Raw genomic sequence first — 15,617 nt, 5'->3', positions numbered from 1 at the left:
GTCCGGGTAGCCCGCCCGCATGGCGTTCCCCGAGCGTCGCTCGCCCGACGGCCTGCCCGACGATGCGGGGTGGAGTGACCACTCCGCCCTGGCCGCGGCGCTGGGCGAACCGATCCCCCGGATCCCGCCCGTCTACGGCTACGACGAGCGCGGCTCGGAGCTGTTCGAGGACATCACGCGGCTGCCCACCTACTACCTGACCCGCGTCGAGTGGGACCTGCTGCGCACGCACGCGCGGGAGATCGCCGCTGAGCTGCACGGGGTGCGGTTCGCGGAGCTGGGCAGCGGCAGCGGCAAGAAGACCCGCACGCTGCTCGCCGAGGGCGCGCCCGCGCGGCCCGCGGAGTACCTGCCGGTCGACGTGAGCGCGGAGATGCTGCAGCGGGCCGCCGCGGTGGCGGAGAACGTGCCGGGGCTCGTGGTCCGGCCGCTGCGCACCCGGTACGAGGCGGGGCTGGCGCACCTGCGCGAGCATCCCGGGGAGCGGCTGGTGATCGGGTTCCTGGGCGCCAACGTCGGCAACACGACCCGGGCCGAACGCGCTGCGCTGCTGGCCGAGGTCGCGGCCGCGCTCCGCCCCGGCGACGGGTTCCTGGTGTCGGCGGACCTGCGCAAACCCGGTACGGTGTTCACCCGCGCCTACAACGATCCGCCCGGGGCGAGCGCGTTCGCCGACTTCCGGCGCAATCATCTGGTGCACCTCAACCGGCTCTGCGGCGCCGACTTCGTGCCTGGCCGGTTCGTGCCCGTCGCCCACTACGACGAGGGGGTCGGCGAGGTGCACGCCCTGCTGCACGTCCGCACCGCGCACGAGGCGCGCGTCCCGGCGGTGGGCCGGGTCCTGCGGCTCGACGCGGGTGCGGCGATCAACGTGGGCATCTCGGCGAAGTTCGACCACGACGCGTGGCAGGCCGAGCTCGCCGCGCACGGTCTGCACGTGCGGCGCTGCTGGTCGGACCAGCGCTGGCAGTACGCGATCTACCTCGCCGAACGCGGGTGAAGCGGGGTGCGCAACGCACTTCGGCCCTGTCGCCAGGACTCCAGCAGGTGCCCGGCGAACCGCTCGGCCAGGAGCTCCGAGGCCCGGATCCCGAACACGACGTCGGCGGCGAGCGCGGGCTCGGCCGCGAGCAGCGGGGCGAGCACCCGGCGGCGCACGAGCTGCTCGTGCACGGCGTCGGCCTCGACGTGCTCGGCGTAGAACTCGCTCGCGTCGGCGGAGAGGCCGAGCCGCTGCATGCCTTCCACGAGCCGCCGAGATCCCGGTGACGAGGTCAGCTCGACGGCGGCGAACTGCCCGACCAGCGCGCCGCGCAGGGCCCGGTGCAGCCCGCACAGCGACATGAAGGTGACCTCGGCCAGGGCCGGTGCGGGTGTGGCGTCGAGGTAGCGGCCGTAGGCGGGATCCAGGTCGAGCGCGACCATCATGCGGGCGAACAGGTGCTCGTGCATGCGCTCGGCGCGCCCGGCGCCGTACTCGTCGTGCTCGACGGTGACCAGCCCGGCCTTCGCGGGCCCGGACAGCCGCGGGATGACGAAGGCCTGCGGATCGGCCTCCTTGAGGTGGTAGAGCGAGCGCTGGGCGACGTACTCGCGGAACTGCTCGACGTCGCCGTGCCGCTGCAGGTGCACGGACGGCCCGGCCGGCTCGACCGGTTCGACGAGCAGCGCGTCCAGTTCGGCGGCCACGTCATGGCCCGCGGGGACGTCGCGGCGCAGCGCCGCGAGGAAGGCTCGTTCCAGCTCGCGGCGGCCGGTGAGCACGACGGGATCCCACTCGCGCTCGTCGGCCACACCGGCGAAGCCGCGGTAGTGCAGCTCGTAACAGCAGTAGAGGGCCAGCTGCAGGTCGTCGCCGTAGGGATCGGCGTCGGTGAGCGGCGGCAGCGCGAACCCCTCCCCGCGCAGCCCGGCGAGCACGGCGGCCGAGAGCGGCCCGCGGGCCTGCGGCAACGGCGGCGCCGCCACGGGTACATCGGTGAGGGTCACTGTGGCTTGCTCCGGCGTCGGTGGCTGGTGTCGCAGAACGGGGGCCGGCGGGTGCGCCGGCAGGTGCACAGGGCGGTCACGGCCCGCTCGGAGACGACGGTGCCGCCGTCGGGCAGCTCGATCTCCACGGGCCCGGAGACCAGCAACGGACCCTCGCCGGTGACGAGGACGCGGGTCGGTTCAGCCGGCACGACGGCCTCCGATCACGACGATCTCCTCCGTCTCGCTCCCGTCGGGGACCAGGCCCCGCGCCGCGAGCAGGTCCCGCCGCGCGCGCAGCACCGGCCCGAACGGGATGTGCGCCCGCGCGAGCACCACGGCCGCGAGCCCGGTCTCCTCCAGGGCCTCGACGGTCCGGTCGGCGTCGGCGAGTGCGGACTGCACGATCAGCACGTCGCCGCCGGGCGCCAGCACGTCCGCCACGCCGGCGCAGATCCGGTCGAGCAGCGCGCGGCCGTCGCGCCCGGCGTCCCAGCTGCGGGCGAGCCGGTGCCGGGGCAGCTCGTCGGTCTCCGCGGGCACGTAGGGCGGGTTGGTCACGACGAGGCCGAAGCGCCGGTCGCGGACCGGGGCGAACAGGTCGCCGCGGTGCACGGTGACAGGGGCCCGGTGCAGGCGCGCGTTGAGCGCGGTCGCGGCGACGCAGCGGCGGGCGAGATCGACGGCGGTCACCGAGCGCGCCCCGGCCCGGTGGGCGTGCACGGCCAGCGCGCCGGTGCCGGAGCACAGGTCGAGCACGGCCCGACCGGCCGCGTAGCCGCGGCGGTGCATCACGTCCGCGACCAGCCGGGTGTCCGACTCGACGGCGTACACACCCGGCGGGCGGATGAGCAGGAGGTCACGGCGCCGCTGGGCGGGCGGGCCGACGAGCGTGGTCATGAAGCGGTCCGCTGATCACGGGTCATGCAGGTCGCGTACCCCGGGAACGGGAGTCTCACTCCGCTACGGCTCTTCGCTCCTCCGCCTCGCTCGCCGTGGCTGCTCCGTCGTGCTCGCCGGGCGCCTCCGGCGCGGAGCGCGGGCTCGCGCGCCGTGGAGCCGAGCCGCCGTGGTCTCGCCGGGGCGCGGTCGGTGCTCAGCGGCGCGGGCGCAGCCGAAGGTCATCGACACCGGCTTCTACTGGTACGACGCGTCCAACATCGACGACCCGGAGATCCAGGCGGTGCTCTACGAGTGACGGCGCCTCAGGCCGCCGCGGCGAGGGACTGCGCCGCGGCGGCCCGGCTGCGCCGCAGCACCACCAGGCCGGCGCACGCCGCGAGCGGCACGATCCCGCACACCGCCATGCCCGCGCGGGCACCCCACGCGGTGGTGAGCGCCCCGATGATCGGCGCTCCCACCGGCGTGCCACCGGCGAAGACGAGCATGTAGAGCCCCATCACGCGGCCGCGCTGCGCCGGGTCCACCCACGCCTGCACCGAGGCGTTGGCGATGGCCTGGAACGCCAGGTTGGTCGCACCCGTCACGACCAGCAGCCCGAGGAACACCACGAGCCCGGGCGCGTACGCGGCGGCCTGCGCGGCGCCGAACCCGCCCGCGGTGGCGAGCAGCAGCGACGTGCCCGACCGGCGGACCGCGGTGGCGATCAGCGCCCCGATCACGGACCCGACGGCGAGCACGATGTTGAACAGCCCGTAGAGCCCGGCCCCGCCGCCGAACGCCTCCTCGGCCATCGCGGTGAGCACGATCGGGAAGTTCAGTCCGAACGTGCCCACGACGCCGACCAGCACGATCGCAGCGGCCACCCGGGGTCGGTGTGCGACGTGCCGCAGGGCGTCGCGCAGCCGGCCGGTCTCCTCGTCGAACTCCGGCGCCGGATGGAGGTCGGCGGGGCGCAGCAGCAGTCCAGCGGTGGGCAGCAGGTAGGCGAGGGCGGTCGCGGCGAACGCCCAGCCGGTGCCGACGGTCGCGATCAGCCCGACCGCGATCGCCGGGCCGACCAGCCGGGACCCCTGGAACGCGGCCGCGTTGAGCGCGATCGCCGCGCGCGCCCGCTCCGGCGGCACGACCTCGTTGACGAACACCTGCCGCGCTGGGTTGTCGAACAGGTGGACGACGCCCGCGACGAGCGCGAGCAGGTAGAGGATCTCCACCCGGGCGGCGCCGCCGAGCGTCAGCACCGCGATCGTCGCGCCCACAGCGGCGTTCGCGCTCTGGGTGATCAGCAGCACCGCCCGCTTCGGGAACCGATCGGCGATCAGCCCGCCGTGCATGCCGAACAGTGGTATCGGCAGGAATTGGCACGCCATCGCGATCCCCACCGCCGACGGCGAACCGGCCAGCTCCAGCACGAGCCAGTCGAGCGCGATGCTCTGGATCCAGTTCCCGGTGCTGGCGACGGTGTGTCCGGCCAGGTAGATGCGGTACGGGCGCAGCCGTAGTGCGGCGAAGGCGCTCCCTTCTCCCGGATCGGTGGTGTCGGTGGACTCGTCGGCCGTGGCCGTCGTCACGAAGCTGCCCTTCGTCAGGAATCTCACGAGGATGGGAGGCGGTGATCCCCATCCTGGGCAGCGACAGCCCTATTCTGAACCCCGATACATCAGCTAACTGTTATTGCGAATCGTGATGAGCGAGCCGTACGACCCCGCCCAGCTGCGGACCTTCCTCGCCGTGGCCCAGACACGCAGCTTCACGCAGGCCGCCGCGCGGCTGGGGGTGCGGCAGCCGACGGTGAGCCAGCACATCCGCAAGCTGGAGGCCGCGACCGGGCGGGTGCTGGTGCTGCGCGACACGCACACCGTCTCGCTCACGGCCGACGGCGAGGCCATGATCGGCTTCGCCCGAGCGATCCTCGCCGCGCACGAGCAGGCGGCCCGGTACTTCACGGGCGACCGCCCGCACGGGCGGCTGCGCATCGGCATGGCCGACGACCTGGCGCTCACCGGCCTGCCCGCGATCCTGCGCGAGTTCCGGACCCAGTACCCGCTGGTCGACCTGGACATCATCGTCGACCAGAGCGGCACGCTGCACCGCAGGCTGGAGAACGACCGGCTGGACGTCTTCGTCGGCAAGCGCCCGCCCGGCGAGCACACCGGCAAGCTCGTCAAGCGCGACCGGCTGGTGTGGGTGGGCACCGAGAACACCCGGATCGACCGCAGCCGGCCGCTGCCGCTGGTCGTCTACCCCAACCCGAGCCTGTCCCGCGACGCGATGCGGGCCGCGCTCGACCGGGCCGGCATCGCTTACCGCAGCGCCTGCATCTGCCGGGGCGTGAACGGCCTGATCGCCGCGGTCGCGGCCGGGGTGGGGATCTCGGCGATGGCGGCCAGCCTCGTCCCGCTGCAGCTCGCAGCACTGGGCCCGCGGCACAAGCTGCCCGAGCTCGGCCACATCGACCTCGTGCTGCTGACCAACCCGCGCACCGAGGAGCGGCCCGCCGTCCGGGCACTGGCCGACGCGGTGCTCGCCGCAGGCCCCGCCCGCCTGGCGACGGCCTGAACCGGCGCACCATGAATTGAGGCGCATCTGCTTTCTCGACAGCAACGGCTGTCGAGTGGCACGGTTCCGGCGTGCATCGGACGACCGCCGCGGTCGAGGACCCCGCCGTGGCCGCGGTGGCGCTGGACCCCATCCGCGCCCGCCTGCTCGAAGCCCTGCGCACCCCGGGATCGGCTTCGTCGCTCGCCGCCGAGCGGGGCATGACCCGGCAGAACGTCAACCACCACCTGCGCGCGCTGGAGGCGCGCGGCCTGATCGAACTGGTCGAGGAGCGCCGCAAGCGCGGCATGACCGAGCGGATCATGCAGGCGACGGCCGGCGCGTTCGTCATCTCCCCCGAGGCGTGGGCGATGGTCGCACCCGATCCCGATCGCGAACCCGACGAGCTGTCCGCGCAGTGGCTGCTCGCGCTGGCCGCGCGGCTGCTGCGGGAGGTCGGGCGGCTGATCACGACGGCGGGCTCGCGCCGGGTGGCCACCTTCGCGATCGACGGTGAGATCACCTTCGCCAGCGCCGCCGACCGCGCCGTGTTCACCCGCGAGCTGGGCGAGTCCGTGCGCGCGCTCGTCGCCGAGTACCACGCCGAGGAGGGGCGGCCGCACCGCCTCGTCGTCGGCCTCCACCCCGCGATGCCACCGGAGAAGCCGTGAGCACCCCGTCCGAGATCCGCCGCGAGGTCGCGCTGCCCGCCCCGCCTGAGCAGGTGTGGCGCGCGATCGCCGCGCGCGAGGGCCAGGCCGGCTGGTTCACGACGTTCGACGACGAGCCCTGGGCCGAGGTCGTCGAGGACCCGCCGCACCGGCTGGAGCAGCGCTTCGGCACGCAGGAGATCGAGTACGTCATCGAGGCCGCGAGCGGCGGCACCACCGTGCTCCGGTTCGTCCACAGCGGTGTGCGCGAGGACGACTGGGGTGACGAGTGGGACACCAGGACCGGCCACGGCTGGGATCTCCACCTGTTCACCCTCGGCGAGTACCTGCGGCACTTCCCGGGCCGCCCGGCGCTCTACACCGAGGCCGAGGCCCCGCCCGGCGGGCACGTCCGGCCGCGGGTGCTGACCGCGCTCGGCGACCCGGCCGTCGGCGCGGTCATCGACACCCCGCTCGGCCGCGGCGCCGTCGACGTCCGCACGGACCGCTACGTCGGCGCCCGCACCGACCCGGGCGCTGGTCCGCTTCCACGAACGCACGCCCATCGGGATGACGCTCGCGATCGGTCACCACAGATGGACCCGGCGACCGACCGGCAGAAGATCGTCGACACCTGGACGGCCTGGCTGGCCGAGAAAGCAGGATGACCATGCCTTCGATGGAGCCGTTCCTGATGTTCCAGAAGGGCGAGGCCGAACAGGCCGTGCGCTTCTACACCGGACTGTTCGACGACGGTGAGATCCTCACGCTCGTGCACACCCCGGAGGGCGAGGTGCAGCAGGGCGTGTTCCGCGTCGCCGGGCAGCGCGTGCGCGTGTTCGACTCCCCCGTCGCGCACGCGTGGGACTTCACCCCCGGCGTCTCGCTCTTCGTCCACTGCGACAGCCGCGAGCAGCAGGAGGAGCTCGTGTCCGCGCTGGCCGAGGGCGGCCAGACGATGATGCCGCTCGACGACTACGGGTTCGGCCCGTTCGCCTTCGTCACCGACCGGTTCGGCGTGTCCTGGCAGCTCGCGCTGGACCTGCCGGCCGACTGGCGCTAGCTCGTCACCCAGCGGCGCGCCGCAGCCACTGCGCCACCCCGTCGATGTGCACGGTGGCGGCGGCCGAGGCGAGGTACGCGGCGTCGTGCGGACGGCGCCGAGCGCTGCGGAGATGGGCTACACACCGGACCGGGCCGCCCGCGCGCTGCGCACCCGACGCTCCGCGGTCATCGCGCTGATCGTCGCCGACATCGAGAACCCGTTCACCTCGCTCGCCCGCGGCGTGGAGGACGTGGCCCAGCCCGCCGGCTACTCGGTGCTCCTCTGCAACACCGACGAGGACCCGCAGCGGGAGCAGGCCGCGCTGCAGGTGGCGCTGTCGGAGCGGATGTCCGGGGTGCTCCTCGTGCCCGCTGCCGACGGCAGCCCGATCGAGCCGCTGCTGGAGCGCCGCGTCCCGGTCGTCACCGTGGACCGCTCGCTGCACCACTACCCCGTCGACTCGGTGGTGGTCGACAACCTGGCGGGGGCCGTCAGGCGACCGCCCGCCTCTGCGCCCGCGGTGCCCGCCGGGTCGCGTGCATCACCGGCCCGCCGGAGGTCGAGACGGCCGAGCTGCGCAGCACCGGCTGGCGCCAGGAGTTCCGCCGCCACTCCCCGGCACCGATCCCGACGTCTACCTGGAGCACGCGGACTACCGCGCCGACGGCGGCCGAGCAGCGATGGCCCGTCTGCTCACGCTGCCCGAGCCGCCGGACGCGGTGTTCGTCGCGAACAACCTCATGGCCCGGCCCGCACGATCGTGCTGCGCAACGAACCCGACCCGGGGAACGTGCTCCTGGCGCAACGGGACTAGGACGCCCGGCCGTGGCGGCTGGCCGCGAAGGCCGCGCACGCCCGCAGCGCCTCTGTGGCCCCGTCCTCGGTGAGCCGGTAGTAGCGCCGGCGCGGACCGACCCGCTCGCTCTGCTGCTCCCACTCGGAGGCGACGATGCCCTGCTCCTCCAACCGCCCGAGGATCGGGTAGACCGAGCCCGCCGGACGCCCCGTGGCCCGCACGATCTCCAGTCCCCACACCGGCTCCGTGGCGGACAGCAGCACCTCCAGCACGTCCACCGTCGCGGCGGTGACCCTGCGCAGCGGCTCCATGCGGCGACGCTACCTATATCGAGATGGAATGGCGATTCCCACGAAGGCGCCCGTCAGGGCGCGGGGAGCGCTGCCGCGCCGGCCGCCCGCTTCACCGGAAGCGGCTCATCTCCTCATCGACATCGAACCCAATTGACAGTAGCTACCTAATCGAAGAAACTCCCAACGATGTCCCGCCTCGACAACCACGTCCTCCTCGTCGTCGGCGGTGGAGCCGACGGCCCCGCCGCCCCGGACGAGGACCTCCCGATCGGCAACGGCCGCGCGATCGCCATGCGCTGCGCGGCCGAAGGCGCGGCGGTCGTCGTCGCCGACAAGGACCTCGGCCTCGCCGCCGAGACCGTCGAAGCGATCGAGCGCGCGGGCGGTCGCGCCTGCGCCGTTGCCGCAGACGTGTCGGATGAGCAGGCCTGCGTCGCGCTCGTCGAGGAGGCGGAAGCGGCGTTCGGCTCGCTCTCCCTGCTGGTCAACAACGTCGGGATCGGGGCAGGCGGCGCGATCGGGGACACCTCGGTCGCGGACCTCGATCTGCTCTACCGCGTCAACCTGCGCAGCCAGTTCATCGTCCTGAGGGAGGCGTTGCCGGTGCTCGCCGCGTCGGGGCGCCCGGCGGCGGTGGTCAACGTCTCCTCGACGGCGGCTCTGCGACCGACCCGCGAGCCGCTCGTCGCCTACGAGACGACGAAGTCGGCGATCGGCGCGCTCACGCGCAGCGCCGCAATGTCCGCAGCACCGCTCGGGGTGCGCGTGAACGCCGTGGTGCCGGGGCTCATCGACACGACGTGCCGGCGCCGGGACGTCGGGACGGACCCGACGCCGCTCGACGCCCTCGTCCCGCTCGGCCGACTGGGCTCGCCGTGGGACGTCGCCGCGGCGACGTGCTTCCTGCTCTCGCAGGAGGCGGCCTACATCACCGGGACCGAGCTGGTCGTCGACGGCGGTTTGACGGTCCCGATCGGCTAGTCGCCCTCGACCAGCGCCCGGCGCATCCCGGTGAGCGTGCGGGAGAGCAGCCGCGACACGTGCATCTGCGAGATGCCCAGCTCTGCGGCGATCTGGCTCTGCGTCCACCCGCCGTAGAACCGCAGCAGCAGGATCCGCCGCTCACGTTCCGGCAGGGCGTCCAGCAGCGGCCGGACCGACTCGACGTCCTCCACCGCGCCGATGAGCGCATCGTCCTCGCCGATGCGGTCGGAGAGGGCGGCGTCGTCAGGACCCGCGGGAGTGTCGAGCGTCGTGGTGTGGTGGCCGGCCTCGGCGCGCAGCGCCTCCAGGACCTCGTCGACCTCGACACCGAGCCTGCGCGCGATGTCGCTGGGCCGCGGGGACCGGCCGAGCTCCTGGGTCAGGTCCCCGGTGACACCGCGGATGGAGACCGACAGCTCCTTGAGCCGCCGCGGTACCCGCATCGCCCACGTGCGGTCGCGGAACCAGCGCAGGATCTCCCCGCGCACGCTCGGTACGAGGAACGCCAGCACGTCGGAGCCGTCGGCGCGGTCGGCGTCCCAGCGGTCGACCGCCTTGATGACGCCGACGGACGCGACCTGCTGCAGGTCCTCGCGCGACCACGGGTTCCCCGACGCGTAGCGCCGGGCGAGCCGCTCGCCCACGGGCAGCAGCTCGACGATCACCTGCTCGCGCAGGCGGGCCCGCTCCGGGGAGTCGGCCGGCAGCTCGGCGATGCGCTGCAGCATCGGCACGAGGACGGCGTACTCGCTCGCGGGCCGGGTGGGCGGCGCGTTGGCCGCGATGGGATCTGCGGAGCGGGCGGGACGGGTGACTGTCGGCATGGCTACCTCCGTGCCAGCAGAGGACGGAGGGCGACTGGTTGCACCCCGAGTCTGGACGACTCCTGCCTGAACCGTACCCGAGTCGGTCACGCATCAGGGTTTCATTCGGTGAACGGTCGGGGACGGGTCGGGGATGACCGAACCACGCATCCCCACGACGACGGACTCCGGCCAACCCGTCGACAGCGACCAGCACTCGCTCACCGTCGGTCCCGCCGGACCGATCCTGCTGCAGGACAGCTACCTGATCGAGCAGATGGCGCAGTTCAACCGGGAGCGCATCCCGGAGCGCCAGCCGCACGCGAAGGGCAGCGGCGCGTTCGGCCGGTTCGAGGTGACCGCCGACGTCTCGGCCTACACGGCGGCGACGGTGTTCCAGCCCGGCCAGGTCACCGACGTGGCCGCCCGGTTCTCCACGGTCGCCGGTGAACGCGGCAGCCCCGACACCTGGCGCGATCCCCGCGGTTTCGCGCTGAAGCTCTACACGCCCGACGGGATCTACGACATGGTCGGCAACAACACGCCGATCTTCTTCGTGAAGGACCCGATGAAGTTCCAGCACTTCATCCGCTCCCAGAAGCGCCGCGCCGACTCGAACCTGCGCGACCACGACATGCAGTGGGACTTCTGGACGCTGTCGCCGGAATCGGCGCACCAGGTGACGTGGCTGATGGGCGACCGCGGCATCCCGCGCACGTGGCGGCACATGAACGGCTACAGCTCCCACACCTACCTGTGGCTGAACGCCGCGGGCGAGCGGTTCTGGGTGAAGTACACGTTCAAGACCGACCAGGGCGTGGAGTTCTTCACCCAGCACGAGGCCGACCAGATGGCCGCCGTCGACACCGACTACCACGTGCGCGACCTGTTCGAGCACATCCGCGACGGCGAGTTCCCGAGCTGGACGCTGTTCGTGCAGATCATGCCGTTCGACCAGGCGAAGGACTACCGGTTCAACCCGTTCGACCTCACGAAGGTGTGGCCGCACGGCGACTACCCGCTGATCGAGGTCGGGCGGCTCACCCTGGATCGCAACCCGACCGACAACCACACCGAGATCGAGCAGCTGGCGTTCCAGCCGAACAACCTGGTGCCGGGCATCGGTCCGAGCCCCGACCGGATGCTGCTGGCCCGACTGTTCTCCTACGCCGACGCCCACCGCGCCCGGCTGGGAGCGAACTACCAGCAGATCCCGGTGAACGCGCCCACCTGCCCGGTGCACTCGTACTCGAAGGACGGGGCGATGCGCGTGGTGAAGGTCTCCGACCCGGTGTACGCGCCCAACTCCTACGGCGGCCCGGCCGCGGACGTCGAGCGCGCCGGCCCGATGGCCACCTGGCACGCGGACGGTGACCTGATGCGCAGCGCCTACGTCGACCACGCCGAGGACGACGACTGGGGCCAGGCCGGCGTGCTGGTGCGCGAGGTCATGGACGACGCCGCGCGCGAGCGGCTGGTCGACAACGTGGTCGGGCACCTGCTCAACGGGGTCAGCGAGCCGGTGCTGCGGCGGGCGTTCGACTACTGGTCCAACGTCGACGCCGATCTCGGCAAGCGGATCGAGGACGGAGTGCGTGCGAAGGCCGGCGCGCGCGACCCGAAGGCGGCCGAGCAGGCCAACCCGGCGCGCACGAGCGCGCAGGAGAAGGCCTGACGTGAGCCGGGCCGGGCGGTGAGGCCCGGCCCGGTCGGTCCGCGTCAGCTGCAGCGTCCGTCAGCTGACGGCGCCCGCCGCACCAGCCTCCGTGCTCTGCCCCGCCGTGCGCAGGGTGCCGTCGGCGTTCTCCAGGTGGGCCCGGACGAACCAGTGGTACTGCTCGAGATCACCGGCCTGCGAGATCAGCAGGTCCTGGGTGACCGGGTCGGACTCCTCGGTCTCGTCGATCGCGACCCGGTGATCGGCGATGACGCCCTGGTAGACGACGTCGAGCGCAGCCAGGTGAGCGATCGCGTCGGCGCGGCCGACCGAGTAGTCGTCCCAGCTGCGGGCGGCGACGAGCGCGCCGGGCGTACCGTTCGGGGAGCCGCCGAGGGTCGCGATGCGCTCGGCGATGTCGTCCACCATCGCACGCACCCCGTCGACCTGCGGGTCCAGCATGGTGTGCACGGAGATGAACTGCGGCCCGACGACGTTCCAGTGCACGTGCTTCAGCGTCAGCGCGAGATCGTTCAACGCGTGCAGCCGCTGCTGGAGCAGGGCGATCACCGCCGCAGCGGTGTCGGTCTTCATGCCGGGTACGGTGTAGTTCGGGGTGGTCACGGCTGTCCTCTCTGGTCTGACGTGCGTACGGCCGGACACGTACCCAACCCCGCTCGCCGCTACACCATCAGCGCGTCGGTGCCCCGCGGCGCTCACTGAGCAGCTCGTGGAGCACGTCGGAGACCGTCGCCCCGATCCGTTCCCACGAGAAGCGCGCGAGCACCCGGTCCCGCCCGGCGATGCCGAACGCGACGGGCATCGACGATTGCGCGAGCAACCGCGCGACCGCGCGGCCCAGCTCCCCCGGCCTACCCGGCGCGACGAGCACCCCGGTGACCTGGTCGACGACGAGATCGGGCAGCACGCCGACCGTGGAGGCGATCACCGGCCGGCCGCACGCCATCGCCGACAGCACGGGCAGGCCCGCCGCTGGCTCGCGCGGGACGTGCACGACCAGATCGGCAGATCGCAGCAGCGGCCCGGCGTCACCGGATCCGACACCGCCCACGAGGCGCACGCGATCGGCGACCCCGGCGGCGTCGGCCCGGCGCCGGCAGCGGCGGGCATCGGCCGCGGTCCACGTTCCGGTCCCGGCGGCGACGACCAGCTGCACGGCGGGCACCAGCCGCAGCGCCGACAACACGTCCTCGATCCCCGAGCCGGGCCCGATGCCGCCGACAGCGACCAACCGCGGATCGACGCCGCGGTCCAGCACTGCCCCCTCGGGGGTCAGCGCGTCGGCATCCACCCCGGGCGGCACCACGCGGATGATCGCGCGCGGCACACCCGCACGCACGAGCCCGCGCGCCTGGTGCGCGGACGCGACCAGCACCCGGTCGGCACGACGGGCGACCGCGGCCGTCGCGGCCCCGGGATCGCCGTGGACGTCGGGCAGCGACAGCACCAGCGGGAGATCGAGCTCGCGCGCGGCGGCCCCGGCCGCGAGCCCGGCAACCGACGCCTGCGCGTGCACGACGTCGGGCCGCTCCGCCCGCCACGTCCGCACCAGCGCGTCCGCGAGCCGCGGCAGCTCGTCGGCCAGCGCGCCCTCCTCCCCCAGCGCGGCCGGGTGGACCACGACGTCGTGCCCGGCCGTGAGCGCGGTGACGAGCCCGTCGACGTGCTCCGGCACCCGATCTGCTCCGGTGGGCGTGCCGATCGAGGGCGTGCTGATCGAGACAACCGCGATGCGCATCGAGCTCCGCGTCCTTCCCCGTCACGTGCTGATGGGGATGCGTCGCCCGTCCCGGCCGGCTCGAAACCTCCGCTCGACGCCGTTTGCCCGCCCACCCGCCGGGTACCCGGCGGCCCATGGGTGTGCTGGACGGGAAGCGGATCGCGATCATCGCCACCGACGGCGTCGAGGAGGTGGAGCTCACCGAGCCGCGGGACGCGGTCACGTGGGCCGGAGCGACTGTCGAGCTGCTCTCCGTCGGGACCGGACCGATCCGGGCGATGAACTCCGACATCGAGCCGGCCGGGACGTACGCCGTGGACCGACGGGTCACCGACGCCGATCCCGGCGACTACGACGCGCTGATCCTGCCGGGTGGCACGATCAACGCCGACCGGCTGCGCATGGACCCGGACGTCCGTGCGTTCGTCGCGCGTGCGCTGGAGTCCGGGAAGCCGGTCGGGGCGATCTGCCACGCTCCGTGGACGCTGGTGGAAGCCGGTCTCGTCGAGGGCCGCACGCTCACCTCGTACCCGAGCCTGCGCACCGACATCGCCAACGCGGGCGGCACCGTCGTCGACGAGCAGGTCGTGGTGGACGGCAACCTCGTGACCAGCCGGGACCCGGGTGATCTCCCCGCGTTCTGCACGACGCTCGTGGAGGAGATCGCCGGGAGCTGATCAGGCTGCGGGCACGGTGTCCGCCGCGGTGAACCCGCTCGCCCGGCCCGCGTCCTCGGGTCCCCACAGCGTGGTGTGCAGCTCCCGCTTCACGAGGGGGATGACCTCCTCCGCGAAGCGGATGAGCACCTCCTTCTGCTGCTCGTACGGCAGCACGGGATTGATCGACACCGACTGCACGTCGTGCCGGAAGGAGGCGTGGTAGTCGATGATCTTCTCGGCGACCCGCTCCGAGGTGCCGACCAGCGCCGGACCGCGCGCGACGGCCTCCTCGAGCGTCGCGAACGACGTGACCTTGCCCGGGCGGGTGTCCCCGGCGTGCTTCGCGGCCGTCTTCGCCGCGAAGCCCTCGTAGATGGGCCGGTACTGAGCGATCGCCTCCTCGTCGGTGTCGGCGAGGAACAACCCGCCCGAGCCGGCCCCGACGTAGGCGGTGGCCGGGTCATGGCCGTGCTCGACGAACTTCTCCCGGTAGCGGTCGATGAGGACCTGGTAGTTCTCCCGCGGCTGCAGCGCGTTGGCGGTGAAGAGCGGGTCGCCCCACTTCGCGGCCAGGTCCACCGCGATCGTCGACGTGGCCGAGCCGTGCCAGATGCGGAACGGGCCGGCGTACGGCCGCGGATGCGTGGTGACGTCCGTCAGCGGCGCCCGGTGCGTGCCCTGCCAGGTCACGTTCTCCTCGCGCAGCAGCCGGCGCAGCAGCTCGTAGTTCTCGACGAAGTACTCGTACTGCTTCTCCAGCTGCAACCCGAACATCGGGAAGTGCTTGTCCTCGTTGCCCTTCCCGATGACGATCTCCAGCCGCCCCCCGGACAGCTGGTCGATCGTCGCGTAGTCCTCGGCGACGCGCACCGGATCGAGCAGCGACAGCACCGTGACGCCGGTGGACAGCAGGATCCGCGAGGTCGCCTGCGCGAGCGCGCCGAGCAGCACGGTCGGCGACGACGAGACGAACTCCCCCGCGTGCCGCTCCCCCACGGCGTAGGAGTCGAAACCGACCCGCTCGGCGAGCACCGCGATCTCGACGACCCGCTCGAGCCGCTCGTGCACGCTGATCAATTCTCCGGTCACCGGGTGCGGCGAGTGCGGGACGATGTCGAGGACTTGAAACCTCACACGTTCGACCTTAACCACGCCTACCCAATGAATTGCACAGTGAACCACGTCACACCGCGCCGGGGAATAGATTTGCTCCGCAACCAGTCTGGGACGACCCCGGCAAATGTCCGGGCAATTGCCTGGCCAATCGTCGCCTGGGCCACACGGGCTTGCCCTGCGCGCTTCCTGCGCTTACCGTCGTAGCGCCGGTGCACGCCGGTACCATCCAGAGCGGCCGAGAGACCCGGCTCGACGACGCCGCAGCAACCCCCCGCGCCGGCGGGAGCGGGTGCTAACGCCGGGATCGATGGAGGTCGGACGTGTTCAGCTCGGCGAGCCGAGTGCCTGCCCCCGCCGCGGTGACGACCTGGCACGCGTGGCGGCACCACGTCGACCTGTGCCGCACCGCCACTGCGCTCTGTCGCGCCTGACGGTCCCCATCTGTCCAACCATTTCCCCGCCGTCCA

At 72.9% G+C, this 15,617-nt stretch carries 19 protein-coding genes and 1 riboswitch; of the genes, 10 read left to right on the top strand and 9 right to left on the bottom strand.

Annotated elements, in window-relative coordinates; translation table 11 throughout:
- The first annotated feature begins 19 nt into the window (after window positions 1-19).
- Window positions 20-1,000, top strand: coding sequence for an L-histidine N(alpha)-methyltransferase (locus tag BUE41_RS10890; protein WP_073456923.1), 981 nt, complete (start codon window positions 20-22; stop codon window positions 998-1,000).
- Here the strand turns inward: BUE41_RS10890 and BUE41_RS10885 are convergent.
- The 3 genes from BUE41_RS10885 to BUE41_RS10875 are packed head-to-tail and all read right to left on the bottom strand — an operon-like array spanning window position 979 to window position 2,868.
- Window positions 979-1,989, bottom strand: a complete 1,011-nt coding sequence (locus BUE41_RS10885) for an iron-containing redox enzyme family protein (protein ID WP_200803855.1) — start codon at window positions 1,987-1,989, stop codon at window positions 979-981. The genes BUE41_RS10890 and BUE41_RS10885 overlap by 22 nt on opposite strands.
- Window positions 1,986-2,180 (bottom strand): CDGSH iron-sulfur domain-containing protein, encoded by a 195-nt coding sequence (locus BUE41_RS10880; protein WP_073456921.1) that lies wholly within the window; start codon window positions 2,178-2,180, stop codon window positions 1,986-1,988. Before BUE41_RS10880 ends, BUE41_RS10885 begins: the two co-directional genes overlap by 4 nt.
- Window positions 2,170-2,868: a HemK2/MTQ2 family protein methyltransferase gene (locus BUE41_RS10875; RefSeq protein WP_200803854.1), complete on the bottom strand. Its 699-nt coding sequence runs from the start codon at window positions 2,866-2,868 to the stop codon at window positions 2,170-2,172. Before BUE41_RS10875 ends, BUE41_RS10880 begins: the two co-directional genes overlap by 11 nt.
- A gap of 169 nt (window positions 2,869-3,037) precedes the next feature.
- Between BUE41_RS10875 and BUE41_RS32410 the strand changes: the two genes are divergently transcribed.
- Window positions 3,038-3,166: a hypothetical protein gene (locus tag BUE41_RS32410; RefSeq protein WP_268794464.1), complete on the top strand. Its 129-nt coding sequence runs from the start codon at window positions 3,038-3,040 to the stop codon at window positions 3,164-3,166.
- Window positions 3,167-3,173: 7 nt separating this feature from the next.
- On the opposite strand, the gene BUE41_RS10870 is transcribed toward BUE41_RS32410, so the two are convergent.
- A complete protein-coding gene (locus tag BUE41_RS10870; protein WP_073456920.1) occupies window positions 3,174-4,466 on the bottom strand; it encodes an MFS transporter in 1,293 nt (430 codons plus the stop codon).
- Window positions 4,467-4,554: 88 nt separating this feature from the next.
- Here BUE41_RS10870 and BUE41_RS10865 point away from each other — a divergent pair, with 88 nt between their 5' ends.
- From BUE41_RS10865 to BUE41_RS10845, 5 genes are all read left to right on the top strand, one after another.
- Window positions 4,555-5,427 (top strand): LysR family transcriptional regulator, encoded by an 873-nt coding sequence (locus BUE41_RS10865; protein ID WP_073456919.1) that lies wholly within the window; start codon window positions 4,555-4,557, stop codon window positions 5,425-5,427.
- A gap of 71 nt (window positions 5,428-5,498) precedes the next feature.
- Window positions 5,499-6,077: an ArsR/SmtB family transcription factor gene (locus tag BUE41_RS10860; RefSeq protein WP_073456918.1), complete on the top strand. Its 579-nt coding sequence runs from the start codon at window positions 5,499-5,501 to the stop codon at window positions 6,075-6,077.
- Entirely contained in the window at window positions 6,074-6,724 is a 651-nt protein-coding gene (locus BUE41_RS10855; RefSeq protein WP_073456917.1) for an SRPBCC family protein, read from the top strand. Before BUE41_RS10860 ends, BUE41_RS10855 begins: the two co-directional genes overlap by 4 nt.
- Window positions 6,721-7,119, top strand: coding sequence for a VOC family protein (locus tag BUE41_RS10850; protein WP_073456916.1), 399 nt, complete (start codon window positions 6,721-6,723; stop codon window positions 7,117-7,119). The genes BUE41_RS10855 and BUE41_RS10850 overlap by 4 nt, the downstream gene beginning before the upstream one ends.
- Window positions 7,120-7,204: 85 nt before the next feature.
- Window positions 7,205-7,915, top strand: coding sequence for a type 1 periplasmic-binding domain-containing protein (locus BUE41_RS10845; RefSeq protein ID WP_159444890.1), 711 nt, complete (start codon window positions 7,205-7,207; stop codon window positions 7,913-7,915).
- Here BUE41_RS10845 and BUE41_RS10840 read toward each other — a convergent pair.
- Window positions 7,912-8,208 carry a PadR family transcriptional regulator gene (locus BUE41_RS10840; protein WP_073456914.1) on the bottom strand — a complete coding sequence of 99 codons (297 nt, stop codon included), beginning with the start codon at window positions 8,206-8,208 and terminating at the stop codon, window positions 7,912-7,914. The genes BUE41_RS10845 and BUE41_RS10840 overlap by 4 nt on opposite strands.
- Window positions 8,209-8,376: 168 nt before the next feature.
- On the opposite strand from BUE41_RS10840, the gene BUE41_RS10835 reads away from it, so the two are divergent.
- Window positions 8,377-9,171, top strand: a complete 795-nt coding sequence (locus tag BUE41_RS10835; protein WP_073456913.1) for an SDR family NAD(P)-dependent oxidoreductase — start codon at window positions 8,377-8,379, stop codon at window positions 9,169-9,171.
- Here the strand turns inward: BUE41_RS10835 and BUE41_RS10830 are convergent.
- Window positions 9,168-9,998: a sigma-70 family RNA polymerase sigma factor gene (locus BUE41_RS10830; protein WP_073456912.1), complete on the bottom strand. Its 831-nt coding sequence runs from the start codon at window positions 9,996-9,998 to the stop codon at window positions 9,168-9,170. The two genes, BUE41_RS10835 and BUE41_RS10830, sit on opposite strands and share 4 nt — an antisense overlap.
- Before the next feature lie 133 nt (window positions 9,999-10,131).
- Between BUE41_RS10830 and BUE41_RS10825 the strand changes: the two genes are divergently transcribed.
- Window positions 10,132-11,652, top strand: a complete 1,521-nt coding sequence (locus tag BUE41_RS10825; protein WP_073456911.1) for a catalase — start codon at window positions 10,132-10,134, stop codon at window positions 11,650-11,652.
- Window positions 11,653-11,712: 60 nt separating this feature from the next.
- Here the strand turns inward: BUE41_RS10825 and BUE41_RS10820 are convergent, their stop codons facing one another.
- Window positions 11,713-12,258: a Dps family protein gene (locus tag BUE41_RS10820; protein WP_234997168.1), complete on the bottom strand. Its 546-nt coding sequence runs from the start codon at window positions 12,256-12,258 to the stop codon at window positions 11,713-11,715.
- 67 nt (window positions 12,259-12,325) lie between these two features.
- Window positions 12,326-13,393, bottom strand: coding sequence for a glycosyltransferase family 4 protein (locus tag BUE41_RS10815; protein WP_073456910.1), 1,068 nt, complete (start codon window positions 13,391-13,393; stop codon window positions 12,326-12,328).
- Between the two features lie 116 nt (window positions 13,394-13,509).
- On the opposite strand from BUE41_RS10815, the gene BUE41_RS10810 reads away from it, so the two are divergent.
- Window positions 13,510-14,052 carry a type 1 glutamine amidotransferase domain-containing protein gene (locus BUE41_RS10810; RefSeq protein WP_073456909.1) on the top strand — a complete coding sequence of 181 codons (543 nt, stop codon included), beginning with the start codon at window positions 13,510-13,512 and terminating at the stop codon, window positions 14,050-14,052.
- On the opposite strand, the gene BUE41_RS10805 is transcribed toward BUE41_RS10810, so the two are convergent.
- Window positions 14,053-15,168, bottom strand: coding sequence for an LLM class flavin-dependent oxidoreductase (locus tag BUE41_RS10805; RefSeq protein ID WP_073456908.1), 1,116 nt, complete (start codon window positions 15,166-15,168; stop codon window positions 14,053-14,055).
- A 201-nt stretch (window positions 15,169-15,369) separates the two neighbouring features.
- A riboswitch (SAM riboswitch) is annotated at window positions 15,370-15,464 on the top strand.
- Window positions 15,465-15,617 lie beyond the last annotated feature (153 nt).

The organism is Pseudonocardia thermophila, assembly GCF_900142365.1.
Lineage (GTDB): Bacteria > Actinomycetota > Actinomycetes > Mycobacteriales > Pseudonocardiaceae > Pseudonocardia > Pseudonocardia thermophila.
The sequence above is the reverse complement of the archived record's forward strand: the minus strand, read 5'-3'. Positions and strand labels throughout refer to the sequence as shown.

Bases quoted from the DNA above. Each gene is read 5' to 3' on its own strand.
- BUE41_RS10890 (WP_073456923.1), top strand. From the start codon at position 20: ATGGCGTTCCCCGAGCGTCGCTCGCCCGACGGCCTGCCCGACGATGCG.
- BUE41_RS10875 (WP_200803854.1), bottom strand. From the start codon at position 2,868: ATGACCACGCTCGTCGGCCCGCCCGCCCAGCGGCGCCGTGACCTCCTG.
- BUE41_RS10865 (WP_073456919.1), top strand. From the start codon at position 4,555: ATGAGCGAGCCGTACGACCCCGCCCAGCTGCGGACCTTCCTCGCCGTG.
- BUE41_RS10850 (WP_073456916.1), top strand. From the start codon at position 6,721: ATGACCATGCCTTCGATGGAGCCGTTCCTGATGTTCCAGAAGGGCGAG.
- BUE41_RS10840 (WP_073456914.1), bottom strand. From the start codon at position 8,208: ATGGAGCCGCTGCGCAGGGTCACCGCCGCGACGGTGGACGTGCTGGAG.
- BUE41_RS10835 (WP_073456913.1), top strand. From the start codon at position 8,377: ATGTCCCGCCTCGACAACCACGTCCTCCTCGTCGTCGGCGGTGGAGCC.
- BUE41_RS10830 (WP_073456912.1), bottom strand. From the start codon at position 9,998: ATGCCGACAGTCACCCGTCCCGCCCGCTCCGCAGATCCCATCGCGGCC.
- BUE41_RS10825 (WP_073456911.1), top strand. From the start codon at position 10,132: ATGACCGAACCACGCATCCCCACGACGACGGACTCCGGCCAACCCGTC.
- BUE41_RS10815 (WP_073456910.1), bottom strand. From the start codon at position 13,393: ATGCGCATCGCGGTTGTCTCGATCAGCACGCCCTCGATCGGCACGCCC.
- BUE41_RS10810 (WP_073456909.1), top strand. From the start codon at position 13,510: ATGGGTGTGCTGGACGGGAAGCGGATCGCGATCATCGCCACCGACGGC.